This is a genomic window from Fodinibius sediminis (assembly GCF_900182555.1).
Taxonomy (GTDB): Bacteria; Bacteroidota; Rhodothermia; order Balneolales; family Balneolaceae; genus Fodinibius; species Fodinibius sediminis.
Genome location: NZ_FXTH01000007.1, coordinates 179,445 through 200,703 on the forward strand (window position 1 = coordinate 179,445; position 21,259 = coordinate 200,703).

General features: G+C 48.5%; 22 protein-coding genes. 4 read left to right on the forward strand and 18 right to left on the reverse strand.

Features of this window, described 5'->3' with window-relative positions; all coding sequences use genetic code 11:
- Window positions 1-12 precede the first annotated feature (12 nt).
- From FN808_RS09670 to FN808_RS09735, 14 genes are all read right to left on the reverse strand, one after another.
- Window positions 13-897, reverse strand: coding sequence for a F0F1 ATP synthase subunit gamma (locus FN808_RS09670; RefSeq protein WP_142714373.1), 885 nt, complete (start codon window positions 895-897; stop codon window positions 13-15).
- 2 nt (window positions 898-899) lie between these two features.
- A complete protein-coding gene (locus tag FN808_RS09675; protein WP_142714374.1) occupies window positions 900-2,447 on the reverse strand; it encodes an alternate F1F0 ATPase, F1 subunit alpha in 1,548 nt (515 codons plus the stop codon).
- Window positions 2,444-3,235 (reverse strand): F0F1 ATP synthase subunit B family protein, encoded by a 792-nt coding sequence (locus FN808_RS09680; protein WP_142714375.1) that lies wholly within the window; start codon window positions 3,233-3,235, stop codon window positions 2,444-2,446. Before FN808_RS09680 ends, FN808_RS09675 begins: the two co-directional genes overlap by 4 nt.
- Window position 3,236: 1 nt before the next feature.
- Complete coding sequence (locus FN808_RS09685) at window positions 3,237-3,509, reverse strand: F0F1 ATP synthase subunit C (protein WP_142714376.1); 273 nt, start codon at window positions 3,507-3,509, stop codon at window positions 3,237-3,239.
- 9 nt (window positions 3,510-3,518) lie between these two features.
- The gene (locus tag FN808_RS09690) at window positions 3,519-4,229 is read right to left on the reverse strand and encodes a F0F1 ATP synthase subunit A (protein ID WP_142714377.1); all 711 of its coding nucleotides are present in this window, start codon (window positions 4,227-4,229) and stop codon (window positions 3,519-3,521) included.
- Window positions 4,230-4,245: 16 nt separating this feature from the next.
- Window positions 4,246-4,530, reverse strand: a complete 285-nt coding sequence (locus FN808_RS09695; protein ID WP_185958340.1) for an ATP synthase subunit I — start codon at window positions 4,528-4,530, stop codon at window positions 4,246-4,248.
- A gap of 1 nt (window position 4,531) precedes the next feature.
- On the reverse strand, window positions 4,532-4,837 hold the full coding sequence (locus FN808_RS09700; protein ID WP_246068323.1) for an AtpZ/AtpI family protein: 306 nt from the start codon (window positions 4,835-4,837) through the stop codon (window positions 4,532-4,534).
- On the reverse strand, window positions 4,834-5,247 hold the full coding sequence (locus tag FN808_RS09705) for a F0F1 ATP synthase subunit epsilon (RefSeq protein WP_142714379.1): 414 nt from the start codon (window positions 5,245-5,247) through the stop codon (window positions 4,834-4,836). The genes FN808_RS09700 and FN808_RS09705 overlap by 4 nt, the downstream gene beginning before the upstream one ends.
- A complete protein-coding gene (gene atpD, locus FN808_RS09710; RefSeq protein WP_142714380.1) occupies window positions 5,240-6,667 on the reverse strand; it encodes a F0F1 ATP synthase subunit beta in 1,428 nt (475 codons plus the stop codon). The genes FN808_RS09705 and atpD overlap by 8 nt, the downstream gene beginning before the upstream one ends.
- Before the next feature lie 16 nt (window positions 6,668-6,683).
- Entirely contained in the window at window positions 6,684-9,077 is a 2,394-nt protein-coding gene (gene ppsA, locus FN808_RS09715; RefSeq protein ID WP_142714381.1) for a phosphoenolpyruvate synthase, read from the reverse strand.
- 102 nt (window positions 9,078-9,179) lie between these two features.
- On the reverse strand, window positions 9,180-9,437 hold the full coding sequence (locus tag FN808_RS19445; protein ID WP_142714382.1) for a YgaP family membrane protein: 258 nt from the start codon (window positions 9,435-9,437) through the stop codon (window positions 9,180-9,182).
- A gap of 86 nt (window positions 9,438-9,523) precedes the next feature.
- The gene (locus FN808_RS09725) at window positions 9,524-9,973 is read right to left on the reverse strand and encodes an Hsp20/alpha crystallin family protein (RefSeq protein ID WP_142714383.1); all 450 of its coding nucleotides are present in this window, start codon (window positions 9,971-9,973) and stop codon (window positions 9,524-9,526) included.
- A gap of 290 nt (window positions 9,974-10,263) precedes the next feature.
- Complete coding sequence (locus FN808_RS09730) at window positions 10,264-10,935, reverse strand: response regulator (protein WP_142714384.1); 672 nt, start codon at window positions 10,933-10,935, stop codon at window positions 10,264-10,266.
- A 14-nt stretch (window positions 10,936-10,949) separates the two neighbouring features.
- Complete coding sequence (locus FN808_RS09735; RefSeq protein ID WP_142714385.1) at window positions 10,950-12,368, reverse strand: PAS domain-containing sensor histidine kinase; 1,419 nt, start codon at window positions 12,366-12,368, stop codon at window positions 10,950-10,952.
- Between the two features lie 361 nt (window positions 12,369-12,729).
- Between FN808_RS09735 and FN808_RS09740 the strand changes: the two genes are divergently transcribed.
- From FN808_RS09740 to FN808_RS09750, 3 genes are all read left to right on the forward strand, one after another.
- Window positions 12,730-13,266: a YciE/YciF ferroxidase family protein gene (locus FN808_RS09740; protein WP_142714386.1), complete on the forward strand. Its 537-nt coding sequence runs from the start codon at window positions 12,730-12,732 to the stop codon at window positions 13,264-13,266.
- 46 nt (window positions 13,267-13,312) lie between these two features.
- Window positions 13,313-14,182: a universal stress protein gene (locus FN808_RS09745; protein ID WP_142714387.1), complete on the forward strand. Its 870-nt coding sequence runs from the start codon at window positions 13,313-13,315 to the stop codon at window positions 14,180-14,182.
- A gap of 134 nt (window positions 14,183-14,316) precedes the next feature.
- Entirely contained in the window at window positions 14,317-14,571 is a 255-nt protein-coding gene (locus FN808_RS09750) for a hypothetical protein (protein ID WP_142714388.1), read from the forward strand.
- Between the two features lie 118 nt (window positions 14,572-14,689).
- Here FN808_RS09750 and FN808_RS09755 read toward each other — a convergent pair whose 3' ends face one another.
- Entirely contained in the window at window positions 14,690-15,019 is a 330-nt protein-coding gene (locus FN808_RS09755) for a sll1863 family stress response protein (RefSeq protein WP_142714389.1), read from the reverse strand.
- 33 nt (window positions 15,020-15,052) lie between these two features.
- Window positions 15,053-15,589 carry a DUF2267 domain-containing protein gene (locus tag FN808_RS09760; RefSeq protein WP_142714390.1) on the reverse strand — a complete coding sequence of 179 codons (537 nt, stop codon included), beginning with the start codon at window positions 15,587-15,589 and terminating at the stop codon, window positions 15,053-15,055.
- Window positions 15,590-15,904: 315 nt separating this feature from the next.
- Between FN808_RS09760 and FN808_RS09765 the strand changes: the two genes are divergently transcribed.
- Window positions 15,905-16,786, forward strand: a complete 882-nt coding sequence (locus tag FN808_RS09765) for a universal stress protein (protein WP_142714391.1) — start codon at window positions 15,905-15,907, stop codon at window positions 16,784-16,786.
- A gap of 286 nt (window positions 16,787-17,072) precedes the next feature.
- Here FN808_RS09765 and FN808_RS09770 read toward each other — a convergent pair whose 3' ends face one another.
- Complete coding sequence (locus tag FN808_RS09770) at window positions 17,073-19,820, reverse strand: cation-translocating P-type ATPase (protein ID WP_142714392.1); 2,748 nt, start codon at window positions 19,818-19,820, stop codon at window positions 17,073-17,075.
- 162 nt (window positions 19,821-19,982) lie between these two features.
- Window positions 19,983-21,173, reverse strand: a complete 1,191-nt coding sequence (locus tag FN808_RS09775; protein ID WP_142714393.1) for a chemotaxis protein CheB — start codon at window positions 21,171-21,173, stop codon at window positions 19,983-19,985.
- Window positions 21,174-21,259 lie beyond the last annotated feature (86 nt).

Here is a 21,259-nt window from a genome sequence, read left to right on the forward strand (position 1 = left end):
ACGGACCCAAGATTAATATTCGTCCTCCCCTTTCACAGCCAGGTAGCCCGATAAAATATCCAGGAGCTCATCTGTAATAGCGTTTTGCCGTTCCCGGGCATACTGGTTATGCAGTTTTAACAGGCGCTCTTCAATTTTCTTCTCTGCCATAGACATGGCATTCAACCGGCTCATATGTTCCGCGGCAAGAGACTCAGCCATAGCACGGTAAAGCGAAACCAGCAAATACTGGTTGACAAGCTGCGAGAAGAGCGCTCCTGCTTTCATGCTGTACTGCGGAATATTGTTCGTGGGCCATTCTTTGGCAGCCAGCCGGTTCAGCCAGTGTCGATCCAAGGGAAGCAACAGCTGCATCCGGGGCACATACCTTCCCTGCTTGATGGGTTTATGATGCAAAATAAGTACCTGTCCGATGCTCTTCTCCCTGCGCAGGCTTTCAAGAGCCGTTAACAGTTCAATGGCAACCTTGTTAAGCCCTGCGACTGATCCCGGCAGGTCGAACACTCCTTCAACCCTGCTGGCATCCAGCCGGGCGGCAACCCGTTCCCCCAAAACCAAAAAAAGGGGATCTTCAACTTTTTGTTCCTTTAACTGCCGGCTGGTGAAATCAAAAATCTGTTCATCAAAAGATCCACATAGCCCCTGCCCGGAACCCAGAACGATGATGGCAGTCTCCCTCTTCTTCTGCCCTCCCATATATGGAAACTCTTCCTGGAAGACAGGATTCATTACAATCTGCAATCCCATCTCTATGGTTCGATAGTACTCGCCAAGCGATTCCGCCGCCCGCTCAAACTGCCGAATGCTGACGGAGGCCAGTACTTTCATGGTATGGACAATGGATTGAAGATCACCGGCATTTTGTAGTTTCCTCCTGAAATATTCAACGGTCTGCATTCCTATACCCCCTCTTCCTGCTCCGAATTCTGTGATAAGTCTTCCAGCAACGTCTTTACTGACTCCTCCATGTTACGCCTATCTATGCTGTTCAGCGGTTCCCCCCGCGTTATTTTGTCCGCAACCTCATCCAGTCTTGCTGCAATATTCATTCTTATTTTTCGGGCAGCCTTTTTCACTTCCGGCAGCTCCATATCATCAAAAACACCCTGCGTCACGGCCACCAGAAGAGCCACCTGCTGAATCACCGGCATCGTGTCGAACTGGTCCTGTTTAAGGATCTCCCGTATTCGTTTCCCCCTTTCAATCTGTCTGCGTGTATCCTCATCCAGCCGGGAACTGAACCTTGAAAAGGCCTCCAGCTCCTCAAACTGGGCATAGTCCAGGCGAAGCTCATCGGTCACCATTCGATAGGCCGGAAGCTGGGCGGCACCTCCTACCCTTGACACTGATTTTCCAACGTCTATAGCCGGCAGCACATCCTTTCGGAAGAGCGTCGGCGACAGGTAGATCTGGCCATCAGTAATCGATATGAGATTGGTGGGGATAAAGGCAGACATATCCTGTGCCTGTGTCTCGATGATCGGCAGGGCGGTCATGCTCCCGCCCCCGTATTCCTCCCTGAGGCGAGTGCACCGTTCAAGCAGTCGGGCATGGATATAAAAAATATCCCCCGGGTAGGCCTCCCGCCCCGGCGGCCGACGCAGCAGCAACGCCAATTCACGGTACGCCCGGGCGTGCCAGGTCAGATCATCATATATGATCAGTACATCCCGCCCCTGCTCCATAAAATATTCCCCCATACTGGTAGCTGCATAAGGGGCCGTATACTGCAGCCCCACTGGTATACTGCTGCTGGCCGACATGACAATGGTGTGTTCCATGGCTTCCTGCTTTTGAAGATCAGACACCAGCCTGTTAATTTCGGCACGCTGCTTGCCAATAGCACAGTAAATACATATGACATCCGTATCCTTCTGGTTAACAATGCTATCGACTGCAATGGCTGTTTTTCCCGTCTGTCGGTCACCAAGAATAAGCTCGCGCTGACCGCGTCCAATGGGAAGAAGGGCATCGATGGTCACAATACCCGTCTGCAGTGGAACACTCACCGACACCCGATTCATGATGGGAGGAGCCGGGCGTTCGACCGGGTAGTATGAAACAGCTCTCAAAGTGCCCTTCTCATCCAACGGCCGCCCCAGGGCGTCCACTACTCTGCCGAGCAAGGCGTCTCCCACCGGCACGCCTAAAACCCGTTCGGTCCTGAATACTTCGTCTCCGGCCTCAATGAGGTTCTCCTCACCAAGCAGGATAACCCCTACCTCATCGGGATCCAGGTTATAAGCCAGTCCCAGAGAGCCATTGGCAAATTTTACCAACTCATCCGTAACCACATTCGGCAGTCCCTCCACCCGTGCAATGCCCTCCCCTACGGATATTACTTTTCCGGTTTCCCGGATGAAAATATCCGGATCAGCAGTCCATGCCCTGTTAATATTATCAAAGGCAGCTCCAATAACCGGTATGGTTGAATGATCATCTATCATCTGTGGGCAACATGGTGCTTTATTTTTGTGTCCGAATTAAACAAATCGTCAATATTCTTCTTCAAATCCTCCAGGTATACTTTGGCATTCCATCCCATTTTCCACCCCTGCGCCCTTATTTCAATGCCAAATCCTATGACTGACGAGACGGTAAATGTACAATTGACATCCACAGTAAAAATCTCGTGCAGCAGTTCCCGGATCTGTTTTTTTTGGTCATCGGGAAGGGGAAATGAACTGATCACCATCATCTTTCCCTCTCCGTAATCCAGGGCCGACTGAATTGCATTTTTCTCCTCCTTCTTGTCCATGGTCCGGAGTTTTTCAATGAATTTATTAATGGCCTGCTCTTCGAGCGTACTGTTCGCCAGCTCCTGTATCAACCGATTGAGAAGTTCAACAATATTATCGGTGGTTTGCTGATGAAGCTCGGCTATGAACGTTTTTTTTTCAGACTGAAGAGCAGCTTCCCAATTCTGCTGGATGGTATCAATCTCTTCCCTGGCCTGATGCAGCATCTCTTTCTTGGTTTCCTCTACTTCCCGGCGGGCAGTATTCATCATCTCCACTTTGGAAGCTTCAAAATCGGCCAGTTTCTGTTCATAGGTTTCACGCTTCTGTTCGGCTGCTGCCAATTTCTGACGGGCCTCCTCCAGCCTGGAAGTCACTTTTTCTTCCCTTTTATTCATCACTTCATGAAGCGGGCCGTACAGGAACCGTTTCAGCAGCGCCAGCAGAATGACAAAATTTATAATCTGAGCCGTAAAGGTAAACCAGTCGATATTCAATTTATCCTACTCCTATGACATAATCCCAGAAGGGATTTGCAAATATTAAAATTAGCGCTACAACAAAACAGTAAATAGCCGTTGATTCCACCATTGCCAGTCCGACAAAGAGCGTACGGGTAATGCTGGGCGTCTCATCCGGCTGCTGGGCAATGGCAGTCAAGGCCTGGGCCAGCGCTTTTCCTTCTCCCAGTGCCGGGGCAATGGATCCAATGGCAATGGTGAGTCCTGATATAATAATTGATACCATACCTATAATGCTAATACTGTCCATACTGTTCTTTTAGATTTTTGATTCCTGTTTTGATGTTTCTGCGGTCTCCTGCACCTGCTGAACCCGCGAAGCCGAGGCAATATAGACGAGTGCCAGGATAGAAAAAACATAGGCCTGTATCACCCCGATCAGTAGTCCGAATGCCTGCATCACCACGGGAAAAAAAAGGGGGCTCAGGCTCAGGACAATCGCTACAATCAGGCTGCCACTCATGATGTTGCCGAACAGGCGAATGGCCAGCGAGAGCGTCCGTGACAGCTCCCCGATAATATTGAAGGGCAGCATCAGCGGCGTAGGCTGAATATAATGCCGAAAATAGCTTGAGAATCCCTGGCTGGAAATGCCGAATACCGGCACAGCTACAAATACACAGGCAGCCAGCGCCGTAGCCGTTGACAGGGAGGCTGTCGGCGACTCGAAGGCCGGTATGACTCCTATCACATTCGAAAGGACAATAAATAAAAAGAGGGTTCCGATGAAGGGCAGGTACTTATTCGGATCCTCATGTGTTTCTTCCTCGATCTGCGTCAGCACAAAGACCACAAAAGACTCCATAAAGGCCTGCCCCCTCCTTATATTGATGCCTGCAGCCAGATTCCGGGTGATCATCCAGGAGACAAACACCAGAAGCAAAATAACGATCCAGGTATGCAGCAAGGTGGCGTTGATTTTAAAAATCCCCTCCTGCCAGTAAATGATATTATCAATATTGAATTCCATATTCGTTGATCAGCAGTTAGTTAGAAAGCGCTCTTTCCGGTGTTCCCCATTTAGCCAGCAAGTGCTGCCGAATGATAAGGAATGATGCCAGGGCGGTGATCATGTAGGCCCAGTGCTGAGTGAGCAAAACATAAAACACCCCCATTACCAAAGCCATTCTTATGAGAAAACTTATCAAAACCAGCAGGGGGGGATAGCCCTGCTTGGTAACCTTGCGAATCGTCAGCCAAAGTCCCCCGAAATAGAAAAAGCCGAGGGCCATCCCGGAGGTCAATGCTATTGTCAATAGTATCCAGCTCATATTATTCTCCATTGCTTTCACTTTCCCGTTGTACCCAGTACCAGGCATTCATACATCCTATCATGATCCCAAGCACCAAGAGCATAAGTGTCCAGGAATACCGGCTCTGATAGGTGCGGTCGACCCATATTCCCAGCGCCAGCAGGCCGAGTGTGGGTATGGCTACCGACCAGCCCACCAGCCCAAACATCCCGAGTCCATACAGTAATCCTTTTCTGTTTTGGCTACGCACTTTCATTTTACGCCGCGTTTTTTTTCGCACGCTATCTTCCATCTCCTCGGTGCTATTGGTCTCCTGTTCAGTCAATAGTTCATGTCCAATTCTTTATCCAAGCCAATAAAATGCTGTATCAAGTCAGCCTCGAGATTCCTGAGGGCTGTACTTGCGGCCTGCTCTGTTTTTGCAATTCTCTGAAATTCCTGGCGTACCTGCTGCTCCAAGGCACTGAGATTATCTCCTTTGATGGCATTCAGCACGGATACCAGGACCTCCCTTCCGCATTTGACGAGTATGCCCCGGTCTATTGCAATAATATGCTCCCTTGTACCACGGTAGTAATAAAGGATCCCAGGCTTCAACGCCGATGTAAAATCAACGTGCCGGGGCTTCAGACAAAAAAAACCGTTGGGAGCTTCAGCAATAATTTTATCCACCGGACGATCTTCCATGATATGTTCCGGGACCATAATCTTCAGCTGCATAATTTCATCATTCATGGGACCTTGCCTCCTCTATGGCTCCAATCATATATAAATTCCGTTCCGGCACCTCATCCCAGGCTCCTTCGATGATTTGCTCGCACCCGTCCACCACTTCACCGATCCCCACAATTGCCCCCTTTTTACCAGTAAACTGCTCCGTAACGCCAAAAGGCTGGGTAAAGAAACGCTCCAGGCGACGCGCCCGCTGAACGGCCTGCTGATCCTCCCTGGAAAGCTCCTCCATGCCCAGCATGGAAATAATATCTTTCAGCTCCTCGTACTGGGATAAAATCTGCTTCACCTGCTGGGCAACACGGTAGTGCCGCGGCCCCGTTATGTGGGGAGCCAGCATCTTGGACCCCGACTTTAGCAGGTCAACGGCCGGATACAGGCCCTGGCTGGCGCGTTCCCTGGAAAGCACGAGGTAGGACGACAGGTGCGAAAACGTATGCGTCACCGCCGGATCTGTAAAATCATCGGCCGGTACATATACCGCCTGTATAGATGTTATAGCTCCGTTCTGGGTACTGCAGATACGTTCTTCAATATCAGCAAGATCGCTGCCCAGCGTCGGCTGGTAGCCGAGCCTCGAATTGATTTTCCCCATCAGTCCTGACACTTCGGCGCCGGCCTGCACAAACCGGAAAATGTTATCGATAAGCAACAGCACATCCCGGCGTTCATGATCCCTGAAATATTCAGCCATGGCAAGAGCCGAATGAGCAACCCGAAAACGGGCGCCCGGCGGTTCATTCATCTGCCCGAATACCATAATGGTATGATCCAGTACCCCCGCCTCGGTTATTTCCTTATAAAGCTCTACCGCCTCGCGATTTCGCTCCCCGATACCACAGAACAAGCTTATTCCTTCGTGCTGGGTGACCATATTCCTGATCAATTCCATAATCAGCACGGTCTTTCCCACCCCCGCGCCGCCAAAAAGTCCGGCCTTCCCCCCCCGCTCAATGGGAGACAATAAATCTATTGCCTTAATCCCGGTCGGCTGGATTGTCTGATCGGACTGATGAAGAGCGGAGGCTGTGGAGGGCTGATAAATTGATTTCATCTCCCCGGGCGGGAGGGCTCCCTTGTTATCAATGGGGTCTCCAAACATATTGAACATTCGTCCCAGCAGCTGCTTCCCCACAGGCACAGTAACCGTGGCGTTTTCATCCCGCACCGTCAAGCCGCGCTTGATACCCCGGGTGGAGGTGAGGGCGAGTGTCCTGACCGTCTTTTCGTTGAGATGCCCGGTAACCTCGAGGATGACCGAACGATCGGCTTCAACCTTCAATTTTGACTGCATCTCGGGCAACCGTTCGGGAAAAACCACATCCACCACACTTCCCCGGATCGCCGAAATCTGACCGGTATTGTTCGGAACTGACAGAGCGCCGTTCGCCCTGTCGTTGAATATGGAATTGGATGGCTGCATAGTATTTCATCTGCTGCTAAATGACTGCTTGGTGCTGATGCTGTTCCGCTTTAAAAACATGCCTTAACACCTCTACGGCACTATCCGGATTGACAGATATCGAATCGATGCCGCACTCGACCAGGAATTCCGCGTATTCCGGATTATCGCTGGGTGCCTGCCCGCAAAAACCGACCGTGCAACCAGCTTTGTGAGCTTTTGCTATCACCTCACGAATGGACTCCCTGACAGCCTCATCATTCTCATCAAACAGGTAATTTAATTCGGTGGAATCACGATCAACCCCGAGGGTTAGCTGCGTCAGATCGTTGGACCCAATGGAGAAGCCGTCAAAATAGCGGGCAAATTTTTCTGCCAGGATCACATTCGATGGAATCTCGCACATCATGTACACTTTCAGGCCGTGCTCTCCCCTCTTTAGTCCATTTTTTTCCATTTCCTCAAGCACCCACTCGGCCTCTTTCGTTGTCCGGCAGAATGGAATCATGATGATAATGTTGTCGAGTCCGATTTTTTCCCGCACTCGCTTCAATGCCCGGCATTCCAGTGCAAACCCTTCGCGGTACCTGTTCGAGTAGTACCGTGAAGCTCCCCTCCAGCCCAGCATTGGATTCTCTTCATGGGGTTCCAGGTTCTTGCCCCCGATCAAGTCGGCATATTCGTTGGTCTTGAAATCACTGGTTCGGACAATCACGGGTTTGGGGTACTGTGAAGCCCCTATTTTAGCGATTCCACTGCTCAATTTCTCAATAAAAAAGTCTTCCTTATTCCGGTAGGTTTTGGTTATTCGCCGGATCTGCTCGCGTTCCGACTCCTCGATAATATCATCAAAATGGATCAGCGCCATTGGATGTACCTTGATGTGATTGCTTATGATGAATTCCATTCGCGCCAGGCCCACCCCTTTTGTAGGGAGCTGCCACCACTTCAAAGCAGATTCAGGAGTCGCCAGATTAATCATAATCGGGGTACGGGGTTCCGGCAGCTGTTTCAGATTAATGGTATCCATCTTATACTCCAGATAGCCCTCATAGATTACGCCCTCGTCACTGCCGGCACAGGAAAGGGTTATCTCTTTCCCTTCCTTCAGAATACTGGTGGCTACCTTGGTGCCGATAACGGCCGGTATCCCCATCTCCCGGCTGATGATAGCCGCATGACAGGTCCGGCCTCCGGAATCGGTTATAATGCCTTTCACATTTTTCATTGCCGGCACCCAGTCGGGCTCGGTCATCTGCGTGACGAGGATGCTGTCCTCATCGAGCGATTCCAAGTCGCTGGCGTGATGAACCTTCCGAACCTTGCCGTGTACAATCGAATTGCCAATGCTGATGCCGGTGAGTATGCCCCCCTGGTCTTCCCCGGCAATTCGGTACGACTTGAATTCCGTGCCACTCCCGGCGGAATGAACGGTCTCGGGACGAGCCTGAACAATAAAAAGGTCTCCTGTTTGATCATCCTTGACCCATTCTATATCCATGGCTTTCCGGTAATGTTCTTCAATGCGGGCCGCCCACCGGGACAAGGTCAGAATTTCGTTGTCATCCAATACAAAGGAGCTCTTCTCCTCTACACTGGTTTGCACATTCTTGGTCCGGGTCCCGTTATCAGATACATAGATCATTTTTTGCTCTTTGCTGCCCAGTTTCTTTTCCAGGATCGGTGTTATCCCATCCTTATCCAACAGGGGCTTGAACACGGTATACTGGTCAGGATTGATGGTGCCCTGCACAATATTTTCTCCAAGTCCCCATGCAGCGTTGATCAGGACGGTATGAGGAAAACCGGTCTCTGTATCCAGTGTAAACATAACGCCAGATCCCGCCCGGTCTGCCCGTACCATCCGCTGTATGCCAACAGACAGTGCAATTTCCATGTGATCAAATCCTTTCTGCTGGCGGTATGTAATGGCCCGATCGGTAAACAGGGACGCATAGCATTTTTTACACATATGCAACAGTTGCTCCTTGCCCTGCACATTCAGGAATGTTTCATGAAGACCCGCAAAACTCGCCGAGGGTAAATCTTCGGCTGTTGCACTGCTTCTGACAGCCACCGATAAATTTCTGACAGCTGTTTTTTCGCAAAGTATCCGATAATTGCTGCGAATGGCCTCAGCAACAGAGATCGGGAATATGCCATTAAGAATCAAAGACCGTATGTTAAGCCCCGTATCTTTCAGGGTCTGGGATCTGTCGGTGTACTTTCGAAGTTCAGCCCGGATCGGTTTTTCCAATTTATTTGCCTTGATAAACTCCCGGTACGACTTGGATGTAACGGCAAATCCGTCTGGAATTTTAATGCCTAGCGGCGCTAAATTTCTGCTCATCTCACCCAGAGAAGCATTTTTGCCCCCTACGGAGCCTACATCTTCCATACTTAAGTCTTGAAACCAACGAACTAATTCCATGCTGTGCCTCCTATTTATACTCACCTGTTATATTTTATTCGCTTCTTACGCTCTAACGAAATTGATCACAAACAAGGAGACAGCTTCTGCCATAGCTCTTGATCATAGCCACCTTCGCTTACTCTCCTCAATTCTTTCTTTAACCAAGAAACGCGTGTTTATACGGGACCTTGCAAGGGTTGAAATACCCAGAGCCTTATAGACAGGACACCATCCAACAATCCCCGTCATTAATGGTACAAGCCCCGTCATTCCCCACAAACTCTGATACTGAAATCCAAGCGAAAGAACAGCTATTCCCATTATTATGCGGAACATGCTATCTGATAACCTGACATTATATATGGCAACCGTCTCCATTTGTTATTCTAAAAGGTAATATAGAATCAGCCTGTCACAGCTGATTCTATTGTTGTGTTTTTGTGGAGCTGACCTCCAGTGTGACCTTAGGTGATGGTCACTTTTTTTTGTTTACTCACTTCAGCTTTAGGGACGTGTACTGTCAACACACCATCTTGGAAGGATGCTTTTATATCGTCATCCTTCACTTTGGTTGGAAGCGTGAATGAACGTAAAAAGCGACCTTCGTATCTCTCTTTACGAATAAAATCTTTCTTTTCCTCTTTCTCTTCTTTCTTGCGCTCACCGCTTATGGTCAGGCGGTTATTCTGATAGTTAACCTCGATCTCTTTTTTTGAAATGCCGGGCAGGTCAACCGTGACCACATACTCATCATCGGTTTCACTCATATCCGTCCTTGGAGCCCAGAGACCCAGTGCCTTTTCATCTTTGTCCATTCTCCATGCAGAGGGAATGAGGTCGTCAAAAATGCGATCCATATCTCTCCTTATGGATTCAATAACGGGAAATTCCGAATACCTGGTTAGTTTACTCATAATACTACACCTTCTATATCTGTTATACTGGGTTTATTTTACTGTTCACAAGAGAATCACTAATCTCTTTTCTGATACAGTAGTAAAAAAAAAAATTGTGAAGAGGAAAGATGCAGTAGGTTCTTTAAAGGATCTGTAATAATATCGGCTGTAGCCTGTTAATGGATTCCCCTACATCAGGAAGGCGGATAGCAGCAGGAATCCCGCTCGGATGGAGAGCATCTGCCGTACGAATATCAGGTCTGTCATCAGGCAGCAAGGAGCATACCAGCAGCCTTGGCCCCGGTTTATTACTCCATATACGGATCCTCGGTTTCGACCCATTTTACGGCATGCCTCATCAGCTCGGTAGCGTTGTCGAGGTTGAGTTTTGTTTTAATGCGGGCCCGGTACGATTCCACCGTCTTCACCGATAAATGAAGCTTTTCGGCAATCTCACGTGTGCTGTTCCCTTTTCCCGTCAGTTCAAATACTTCAAGCTCCCGGTCACTCAGTTTATCCACGGGAGATTCACTGATATCCTTGCGTCCGGACGCCATGCTCATCAGTAATTTTTCACTTATTTCATTACTCACGTATATGCCGCCCTTGATAATCTTCCGGATGGCTTTCATGAGAACATCGCCGGCCTCCATCTTCATTAAATACCCGTGGGCACCGGCCCGTATTACCCGCTGGGCATACAATGATTCATCATGCCGTGATACGACGAGCATCCGCAGGGGGTATTCTCTTGATTTCAAATGCTTAATCAGTTCCAAACCACTCATGCCAGGCAATGAAATATCAACCACAGCCAAATCAGGCGAGAGCTCTTCATAGTCCTGAAGCATGGTCTCTCCACGTTCATACTGTGCTATCACTTCAAATCCCAGTTCAGAATCTATGATCTGAGCCAGACCCTTGCTCATAATCGGATGATCATCAACAATGATAATACGCTTTCGGTGTTCTTTTCCCATTTTTCTTCCTCCTTTTAAAGTGGTTGTTCGTAATACGGTATGCTGCAAATAATCTGTCCGCCGCCCTGTTCTGTTTCGCCAAGTTCCAGATTCCCTCCCAGTATATGGGCCCGGTACTGCATCGTTTTAAGCCCCAGCCCTTTTTGTCCTTCTGTGTATGAAGAAAAGCCGGCACCGTTATCCTCGATGCACAGCTGAATGGCATCAGCGCTGCCCTCGAGCGAAATTCGAATCTGATCAGCACTGCCATGCTTTACGGCATTGGTAATGGCTTCCTGGGTTATACGGTATAAATGGAGAGCTGTATTATCGCCCACCTTTTTAATTTCTGCTTCTTCAAACTCGCACTGTATGTTAAAAAGCTTTTGGGCACGGTTTATCAATTGAATAATCGCATGACGCAACCCTTCTTGACTCAGGTCAATGGGTACCAGGCTGTGGGAAAGGGAGCGGGCATACTCATCGGCATCTTTAATCAGTTCTGAAATTTCTTTCACCTCCTGCGCTCCGGGCAGGTTATTTGCTTCCAGTTTCTGGGCCACATTCTGGCTGATAAGTCCCAGCCCCGTAAGCATCTGCCCCAGACCGTCGTGCAGCTCCTGGCCGATTCGCCTGCGCTCGTCTTCGCTGATTTTTAAAATGGTATTTTCCAGTTTTCGCCGCTCTGATATATCCCTGATGATGCCAGTGAAGATGCGCTCACCCTCCCACATAGTTTCACTTACCGACAATTCCATGGGAAATATGGTGCCGTCTTTCCGGCGGGCTCGCTCTTCCCGACCTGAGCCGATGACTTTTTGATCGCCCGTTTCCAAATAATTGTTGATATACTGTTCATGCTGTTCCTTGTGCGGCGAGGGCATCAGTATCTTCAAACTTTTACCGATCACCTCCTCACTGTCGTAGCCAAACATTTTTTCGGCGGACTTGTTGAAATTCTGGATAATACCCCGGCTGTTGATGCTGATAACGGCCTCTACCATGTTGTCCAGGATGGCCTGGATACGGGCGCGGTTTCTTTTAAGCTTGGATTTAAGGGCCATCTCTTCTTTAATATTAAAGATGGAGCAAATAATAGCTACAGGCTTTTCTTCCTCATCATATATAAGCTTTGTCTGGGCGTTACACCAGATCAAAGAGCCATCCTTGTGCTCTCCGCACCAGGGATTTATAGTTCGGCGTCCTTCTTTCAGTTCTTTTAAATGACGCTTAAACTTATCCTTGAATCGATCGGGATACAGGAAAAGGATGTTTTGCTCCAGTACTTCTTCCGCCGAATACCCAAACAAATCCTCGCAGGCTTCATTCCAGAAAAGAATGCCCCCCTCCAAATTGAGGACCAACACCCCGTACGAGATATTATCAAGGATTTCAATAGCCGAAACGGGTAAGTTCCTCTTGATTTTTTCCATCTGTTGGAAGTACTTACTCATATGGTGCTCATTCGCTGCTTATCTATCACCTGCAATTTAGGCCGCCCTTTTCTGTCAGGAAGTTAATGGCTAAGCCATCCTTTCCATTTTAACAATTAATAATATATAAAATGCCAGACTATTATTGAGGGGGTTTTCACTACACAGTAATTAACTTTTCTATTACCGTATCTTGTTGCCTTTCTCTCTAGTCTTTGTGCGCCACAAAATCATAACATGTTTAAACAAACCCTTTCAATAACAAAGGTATATAAAAAAATCGACTATTTGACAGGCGATTCCATAATAATTTTGAGCATTGGAACCCGCATCAACTTTTTTCCAACAATAACATACAATATTAAGCTAGGAACAGGCAAAAATGAAAAATAATGATATCGTAAATTTATATGACCTCCTGCTGGAGCAGCTCAGAGATCTGTATGATGGGGAACAACAGCAACTGGCTGCCTTAAAAAAGTTTGATGAACTGGCTGATTCTTTTGAATTGATCGAAATCATTGAATATCACCGGAAAGAAACCAAGGAACAGGTTGGCCGTCTCGAAGAAATTTTCGATCTGCTGGAAGAAAAGCCGGAAGGTGAACATTGCGATGGTATCAAGGGCCTCATCAGGGAGGCGCTGAAACTGGCTGAACGATGCCAAAATCCTGAAGTATGTGATGCCGGCTTAATTACCTCCCTGCAGCATATTAATCACTATGAGATTGCCGGCTATGGTACAGCCATTGCCTATGCCAAACAGCTGAAGAAGCACGACGTTGGCGAAGTGCTTCTTAATACATTGAGAGAAGAAAAAGCCAGTGACCTTGGCCTGAATGAGATTGCAGAAAACCGCGTTAATCCGGATGCCAAATGGGCCTATATCATTGAAAAATCGGATGTCGAAAAGCAATAAGAACCGGCTTCTGCAGCACATAAACAATACGATCCTTAACCCCTGAATGTTTCCAGCCATGACTCCCCTGCGCATAAACCAGCTCCTGTTTCCCACGGATTTTTCTGAAACGGCCCATAAGGCGCTCCCCTTCGCCCTTGACATAGCAAAACGAAGCGGGGCCAGGCTAACCCTCATGCATACCATTGAAGAGCCCTACGATTTTGCACCGATGGCACAAGAAATCAAGCAGCAGATCAGGAACAGAATTGAATCACTCTTCAAGGAACAGCTGGATGACATTCTGAAAAATGAGCGCTACAAGGATATTGAAATTAATATTGAAATCCGCAACGGCCCGGCCACCTACTCCATACTGGATCTGGCCGAAGAAATGAAGGCGGACCTTATCATGATGGGGACCACCGGCGCTTCAGGCATCGACAAGATCCTGGTCGGCAGTACAACCTCCAAGGTGATTTCACAATCGCCGGTCCCGGTGTTGGCCGTCCCCAAAAATTACGAGCATGACTTTTATAACGGGCTGGACAGCATAACTTTTTTAACGGATTACAAGGACGAAGATCTGGAGGCGGTCCGGTCGACCTCCTATTTTGCCCAGCTATACGATGCGAAGGTGGTTGTGCTGCATATTGAAAAGGAACTCAACCTGAGGGCAAAGATTATGCACGAGGGATTCCGGGAGCTGGTTTCACAGCAAATTTCGTCCAACAGCATGCAGTTTGAGCTCATCATAGAAGATGATTTCGAAACGGGCATCGCCAGTTATCTGGATGCCCAGTGGAGCTCAGTGCTGGCCCTGGTTCGGTACAAGAAATCCTTTTTCACAAAACTATGGACAAAAGATCATACCAAAAAGCTTGGGTTTTACAGTAAACTGCCGCTTCTTGTCTTCATTGGAAATGACCTTCAGTGATCTGTCCCCTGAAGGCTGGAAACGTGTACGCATTTCACCCACGGGTATAAGCAAAGAACCCTTCTTTAAATTGTTCTACCAGAAATGTTATGCTTGTGCATATATTAATATCTTAAACAACCAATGAGACAGCCATGGATACCCCTAAAAAGAAACAGCGAACCCTCAAGATCAAACTCAGCGAAAGCAATCACCTGAAAGAATACGAGGATGAACTTGAACGATGGGAAAGCGAAGGAGGCCGTGCTTCTACGCTGAATGATATTTTTGATGAGGTTAAACTTCCATTAAAACCGGGTGAAGTTTTTGAAGTTACAGACGGAAACGTCATCTATGAAGACGGGGAATATTACTATATGATTGACATTGACCTTTTGTCGCTGTATTGAATGGAGAAACCATAAGATAATAAGATAGAGGTATGGATATTAAAGCTCATACATCTACCCAGAGCTTTAATATCCATGAGCTCGATTTATGAAAATCAAGCTTCCTCTAAATGCGCTCCTACTTCATCTGCTCTCTCATATTTTTCAGGCCTCTCTTCGTATCTTTCCAAAGCGCCTCCAAATCTTTCTTGATGGGGCCAAAGGCCTCCTCACTTGATTCCTCTAATGTTGAAAGCTTATCGCTCATGCGTTCTCTTCTTGCTTTAAGCTCGGCAAGGTTCTCCCTGTATGTTTTTTTAACCTTGTCGATTCTCTTGTTCATTTTAATTTCCAGCGCCTCCAGATCTTCATCCCATTCGTTGAGTTTACTGGTCAGGCTGTCGATATATTGTTGTCTTTTGGTATCTCGTTCATCAGTCGATGTCGCGAAATTATTATTTTTTTTCATGACGGTGTTTTGTTATCTCATTTTTTGGGGGAACTATTCATTTAAGCACTCGTCCCACAGCTCTTTAAGATCATCGGGTAAAATCCGGTATATATCATTCAGCTCCCCTTCACTGATATGGTCGTAAAGCACCTGTAGAACAGCTTCAAACGCCCGTTCGGGCGATATGTCTGCGGCAGGACCCAGCGCATCATCGATGCGATCCAAAAACTCATCCACATGATATTTTTCAGGCTTGCCGTCAAAATGATATCCTTCAAAAAAGACACCCCGTACAAGGGTAGGCAGCTGGGCAGAAAACTGGAACAATTCCTGGGGCGTCAGCCGGTCTCGCAAGGCATACAACACCCCTCGCAGCGCATTATAAGCCCAGTCCTCACGCTCTTCTTCATCCAGGTAAAAAGCAACCTCCCCGATCCAGCTGTCCACATCTTCTACATATTTATTGAAGTATTTTTTCTTTCTTTTGATGGCCGTTTCCCGTGTGGCTGGTTTTCGGGCGTGTATAACCTTTTTGTGTGATCCCTTTTCATCTTCATGAACTTTTTCATACCAATGTAATTCCTCCATCAATCAACCTCCGTCAAACCATTAATAATACCGTTGCTTCTTTTCTTCAACGATTAAGATCTCAAGAACCCGCCGACCGGACAGACAGGGAATGCCACCGGTGCAGTGACAGTGTAAACACTACAACAAACGGTCAGGGATGTACGAATTTCCCCTACATGCGAATTGTATAAACACCTGCCTCTGCGGATGACTAAATGATTATTTTAAGGTGAAAGGACGACATGCCAGTAACTTTCACCATATACCTAAAGAAAAACAAAGGCTGAGTTTAATCCATACCGTAGAACCCTAAATTAACAAGGAGCACCGACCATGGCCTTATCATTTGACCATATCCTTTTTCCAACAGATTTTTCCAACAATGCCGATCGTGCCCTCCCTTTTGCCGCGGAAATCGCTCTCCGTTCAGGAGCACAGCTAACCTTATTTCACTCGGGTACTGCCGCCATGGATATGTCTCCCGGTTTCCAAAAAGCCAAGGACAAGGAAATTCATGATGCTGACGAAGCCTTTGAAAAACTTATCGGAGTATTGAGACGCGATGACCGGTACAAGGAAATCAGCATCCGCACGCTCCTGCAATCCGGTAATACCCTGAACAACATCCTCAGCTACCTCAAGGAACACAAGCCGGATCTTATCGTCATGGGCACCCAGGGTGCTACCGGCGACCGCAATATATTGTACGGCAGCATCACCACCAGCATCATTCAGAAATCCGAAGTTCCCGTACTGGCGGTTCCCTACGGAAGTACCTTTGATCAATTTAAGAATATCGTCTTTGCAACAGACTTCAAGGAAAGTGACCTTGCAGCATTGGAGCAGACCATCCAATGGGCCGAACTTTTTGATTCGGCTATTGACGTATTCCATGTAGCCGAACGGCAAAACCTTGAAGCTGAGATACGCTTCCGCGGTTTCCGGGAGCTGGTGCAGTCACAGACGACCTATAAAAATATCAATTTTCACCTGCGGTATGAATATGACTTCTTCCCGGCCGCAGCAGAATACATTATTGATCATCCCGCCTCCCTGATAGTGATGTGCCGATACAAAAAAACGTTCTGGGAAGCTTTTGGAGAACGCAATCATTCCAAGGAAATGGGATTCTATTCCAAGATTCCGCTTCTCGTTCTGATAGGAAAAAAAGAAGTGGATTATGCTTTCAAATTTGAAGAAGGGGTTCAGGTTTGACAGGTACGCGATTCTGACTACCGGCAGGATGCTGCACGCAAACCAGCTGTTATCAGTATCCTCGTCGGTCCTTTCTACATCCGGAAATGGTTTTAAACTGTTGGCATAACCGGTTGGTATTCTTCATACCTACCTTTTAACCATTTTCATACGGCCTTTTAAGCATCTTCAAAGGACCTTTTAGCCGTCTTCAAAGGGCCTTTGAAGACGCTTAAAAGAGTGAGATAAAGATATCATATCACAGCCGCGGACAGTGCCAGGCTATCCCCCGAGCCACAGGGGCTTTCTACCGCTGAGCGGAGAATTTCGAGGCTATTTCCTTGTAAGCCTGTCCTATAAAGAGGGGAACGAGACTCATCCCTATCACCACTGACCAGCCAATGGTATCGGGCGGATGCACTTTTAAAATTTCTGCAACGGGAGGGATATAGAGGGCCCCCAGGATAAGGATGACACAAAGGAGCAAGGCCCCCTGTATCCATGGATTTGCAGTAATCATGTTACGGAATATCCCCGATTTGCGGCTCCGCATATTGAATACGTGCCACAACTGCGCAAAAGCCAGGGTCAGAAATGAAAGGGTTACCGCCCTGGCAGCATCTAAATGCAAAAGGTGCAGCCCTATATAGAGGGCCCCCAGTACCGAGGCCGTTATGACAAGACCGTAGCCCGCGATTCCCAGCCAGTGCCTGTTAGTCAGAATCGATTCTTTTGCCTCCCGTGGTGGCTGCTGCATGATACCGGCCTCTCCCTCTCCCACCCCCAGGGCCAGGGCCGGAAAAACATCCGTAACCAGGTTTAGAAAAAGAATTTGCAGGGGAAGCAGGGGAAGCGGGGACCCGGCCAGCGTAGCGATTCCGACAATCAGCACTTCACTGACATTACAGGACAACAGGTAGAAAATGAACCGCCGTATATTTCCAAAAATAACGCGTCCCTGTTCAATGGCCGCCACAATGGTTGAAAATGCATCATCCACCAACACCATATCCGCAGCTTCCTTGGCCACCTGGGTCCCCCGTTTACCCATGGCGATTCCAATATCCGCCTTCTTCAGGGCAGGCGCATCATTCACCCCGTCGCCGGTCATGGCTACGATATGACCCTTTTTTTGGTATAGTTCGATGAGGTCCAGCTTCTGCTGTGGATTAACCCGTGCAAAGATATTCGCTTCCAGGATATCTGAAAGAGACTTTCCTTCAGGGTCTTTCTCCTCAAGCGAGGGTAGATCCCTGCCGTGGATCAAGCGCCCCTCCTCCCCTTGGTCAGCCAGTCCCACAGATTCCGCAATATAGCGCGCCGTCTGGTCCTGGTCACCGGTTACCATAACCACACGGATACCGGCCTCCCGGCATTTCGTTATGGCCGAACGCACCTCCCCGCGGGGCGGATCCAGCAGGGCCACCAGCCCGATATAGGTGAGCTCTTCATACGGATTCCCTTCCGTGGTATCACTCTCGCGAAAAGCCAGGGCCAGCAGCCGGTATCCTTTGCCAGCCAGCTCCCTGTTGGTTTCAAGCCACTTCTGCCGTTCCTCCTCGTCCAGCGGCTGTTTGCCACCATCTCTGAAAATGGTCTCGCTGTGTTCCAGTACCGTTCCCGGGGCTCCTTTTACCGAAATGCGATATTCTCCAGCCTCCATCTTATTCCAGGTAGCCATCATTTTGACCTCCGGATCAAAGGCTTCCTCCCGCTCCTCAGGGAACCGGTTCGCCAATTCATCAAAATGGAGCCCGGCCTTGCTGCCGGCAGCAAGGAGCGCAATTTCAAGAGGGTCACCCGACCCTGCTTGCTCATCACCATCAACAAAAGTTGCATTATTGCATAAAACCCCGGTTTCCAATGCCAGCAGCAGGCTGTCGTTATTTTCCGCCTGAACCGCCCTCTTGGTCTTCTGGCCATTCTCTTTGAAATTCCCATTCACCGAAATGGTATTGTCGGGCAGCAGGAACTGTGTTACCGTCATCTTGTTTTCCGTCAGCGTCCCGGTCTTATCGGTAAAGATAATCCCGGTTGTTCCCAGTGTTTCCACGGAAGAGAGGCGGTTTACCAGTGCATTTTTTTTGGCCATCAGCTGCATGCCCTTAGCGAGGGCGATAGTGGCAACAATGGGCAAGCCCTCCGGAATACTTGCTACGGCCAGAGCTATACCCGTCTCAATCATCAAAAACAGTTCCTTTCCCCTCATGACCCCGGCCAGCGAGACCAAAAACACAATGCCCAGTGTAAATATTACCAGCCGGTAACCCAGTTTGTCTAGACGATCTTCCAGGGGGGTTTGTTCTTCCTTCGCTTCCTCTACGAGCGATGAGATCTCCCCCAGTTCTGTCTGAATACCGGTAGTTACAACGACCGCCGTACCTGCTCCGCGGGTAATAGCCGTACCCTTGTACAGCATGCTCCCGCGCTCAGCCAGCACGGCATCTTCAGCCACAGGCTCCATCTGCTTGCTTACCGGACTGCTCTCGCCCGTCAACGCCGATTCATCAGCCTGCATTTTCGAGCTTTCAACAACCCTCATGTCGGCAGTAATGATATCGCCTCCTTCAACAATCACCAGGTCTCCCGGCACCAATTCCCGGGCATCCACTTCCCGGACCGTCCCTCCCCGGCGCACCCGTGTCTTGACTTCTCCGAGCTTGAAGAGGGCCTCCATCGAACGAACAGCACTCAGTTCCGTAAAAAATCCGATTCCCGTGTTGATTACGATCACCACAACAATAGCCCACCCCTCCAGCACCTCCTGATACAGAAATGAAACAGCAGCTGCTGCAATGAGAAGCACAACGATCAGGCTCTTCAGCTGATCATACAGGATTTGCAACACATTCTTTTTGCGGTGCTCGCGCAGCTGGTTTGCCCCGTATTTGCGCAGACGACGATCGGCCTCTCCTTCCGAAAGACCTTGGGCGGGATCAACCTTTAGCGCATCGAGCACAGATGGCACAGACTGAGCCCATGCCGCGGCCCCGTTGAACCCTCTTTCTTCAGCATTGGATGAGGAGACACCACTCTGGTTATGAACGTTTTTCAAGACTGTTTAAGCCAAATTCATTATTGATCCTGGATGAACTTCGAACCCGAACCGATTCATTACCACCCATTCATCTCTTGTTTATTCAATATATAGGGTATCGTATTGTAAGAAACAACTGCTGGAGCTAAAAACACCATGTTGCTATCCTGTCAGCCGGATTCAGTTCTGTGTGGTTTTGGCCTTCATGAATTCCATTGACTGAGAACTGTAGGATCTGTGGCGAAATCGAATCAGATCTCCCATAGGTTCCTCCTCCAGTGCACTGGCACGCCTGACAATCTGGTCCTTCAGTTGGCCGGTCGAATAATATTGATTGGTAATTCCAACCCGAATAACGTTTAACGGCATTTCAGGAGCTATTGCAGTTTGAGGATCCTGAACAAGGACCGTACCACCCGCCAGCTTGACGGCTGTGGCACCATCCAGTCCGTCAGTACCGTGACCGCTCAGGATAATACCCAGTGTTCCGGATCCATATTGCATGGCAGCCGATCGGAAAAGAACATTGATCGAGGGTCGAACCCCCAGTTCTTTGGTTCCGCGATGTGTTTTCAGCTTCATTCGGTAACCGTCATTAAATATTTCGACATGCTGGCCGCCCGAGGCAATCCAGAGGGTTCCCGGCAGGAGCTCGGCCCCATGGTAGGCTTCCTTTACCTTAATTTTTGAACGCTCATTCAACGCTTCGGCAAAAATACCAGTATACTCTCTCGGCAGGTGTTGAACAACTACCCCGGGTATGGCCAGGTCAGAGGGAAGTTGGGGTACAAGCGAAAACAGGGCCTGGGGGCCACCGGTGCAACCTCCCAAAACCATCATGCTGGCCGGCTGGATGGCCGACTCTTTTTTTGATGATGAAAATGTGGATTCAAATTCCTGCTGATAGCCGGAAGCGATGCATGAGCTAATGTTTTTGAACGCATCGGAGCGACCTGACTCACTAGCAGACAGCGCCGTCTTGACAATCGGTACCACGCGCTTGGAAAAATGACGACCTGCAAATAAAAGACTGATGCCATGTCTGGGTTTGGTGATGAAATCCACCGCCCCCATCTGCAGGGCTTTGATGACCGCTTTGCCTCCCTGTTTCGTCTTTGGACTCATAAGCACTACCGGCAACATGGGAAACTTTATTTTAAAACGGAAAAAAAGGTCAAATCCTTCAGACTCCAAATGCTCAACATCCAGCAGCACAATGTCAGGGTTTATAGATATGACAGCTTTTTCTGTATGCTTTTCTTTGAGTGGCAGGCCGAAGACTCTGAAATTGCCGTCCTTCTGCAGCATGTTAGCTATAGTCTGGCGTACCAACACATCCTTGTCAATCACTAAAACTTTTTTTCTTCTCATAACAGCCTCAAAATCTTAAATACCAACTGGAGGAAACTTGGTTAACCTCCAGCTATTAATTACATCTAAACATTTATTTTTATTAA

Excerpts from the sequence above, each read along its gene's own strand:
- FN808_RS09670 (WP_142714373.1), bottom strand. The coding sequence starts at position 897 with ATGCAGACCGTTGAATATTTCAGGAGGAAACTACAAAATGCCGGTGAT.
- FN808_RS09675 (WP_142714374.1), bottom strand. The coding sequence starts at position 2,447 with ATGATAGATGATCATTCAACCATACCGGTTATTGGAGCTGCCTTTGAT.
- FN808_RS09685 (WP_142714376.1), bottom strand. The coding sequence starts at position 3,509 with ATGGACAGTATTAGCATTATAGGTATGGTATCAATTATTATATCAGGA.
- FN808_RS09690 (WP_142714377.1), bottom strand. The coding sequence starts at position 4,229 with ATGGAATTCAATATTGATAATATCATTTACTGGCAGGAGGGGATTTTT.
- FN808_RS09695 (WP_185958340.1), bottom strand. The coding sequence starts at position 4,530 with ATGAGCTGGATACTATTGACAATAGCATTGACCTCCGGGATGGCCCTC.
- FN808_RS09705 (WP_142714379.1), bottom strand. The coding sequence starts at position 5,247 with ATGAATGATGAAATTATGCAGCTGAAGATTATGGTCCCGGAACATATC.
- atpD (WP_142714380.1), bottom strand. The coding sequence starts at position 6,667 with ATGCAGCCATCCAATTCCATATTCAACGACAGGGCGAACGGCGCTCTG.
- ppsA (WP_142714381.1), bottom strand. The coding sequence starts at position 9,077 with ATGGAATTAGTTCGTTGGTTTCAAGACTTAAGTATGGAAGATGTAGGC.
- FN808_RS19445 (WP_142714382.1), bottom strand. The coding sequence starts at position 9,437 with ATGGAGACGGTTGCCATATATAATGTCAGGTTATCAGATAGCATGTTC.
- FN808_RS09725 (WP_142714383.1), bottom strand. The coding sequence starts at position 9,973 with ATGAGTAAACTAACCAGGTATTCGGAATTTCCCGTTATTGAATCCATA.
- FN808_RS09730 (WP_142714384.1), bottom strand. The coding sequence starts at position 10,935 with ATGGGAAAAGAACACCGAAAGCGTATTATCATTGTTGATGATCATCCG.
- FN808_RS09735 (WP_142714385.1), bottom strand. The coding sequence starts at position 12,368 with ATGAGTAAGTACTTCCAACAGATGGAAAAAATCAAGAGGAACTTACCC.
- FN808_RS09740 (WP_142714386.1), top strand. The coding sequence starts at position 12,730 with ATGAAAAATAATGATATCGTAAATTTATATGACCTCCTGCTGGAGCAG.
- FN808_RS09745 (WP_142714387.1), top strand. The coding sequence starts at position 13,313 with ATGTTTCCAGCCATGACTCCCCTGCGCATAAACCAGCTCCTGTTTCCC.
- FN808_RS09750 (WP_142714388.1), top strand. The coding sequence starts at position 14,317 with ATGGATACCCCTAAAAAGAAACAGCGAACCCTCAAGATCAAACTCAGC.
- FN808_RS09755 (WP_142714389.1), bottom strand. The coding sequence starts at position 15,019 with ATGAAAAAAAATAATAATTTCGCGACATCGACTGATGAACGAGATACC.
- FN808_RS09760 (WP_142714390.1), bottom strand. The coding sequence starts at position 15,589 with ATGGAGGAATTACATTGGTATGAAAAAGTTCATGAAGATGAAAAGGGA.
- FN808_RS09765 (WP_142714391.1), top strand. The coding sequence starts at position 15,905 with ATGGCCTTATCATTTGACCATATCCTTTTTCCAACAGATTTTTCCAAC.
- FN808_RS09775 (WP_142714393.1), bottom strand. The coding sequence starts at position 21,173 with ATGAGAAGAAAAAAAGTTTTAGTGATTGACAAGGATGTGTTGGTACGC.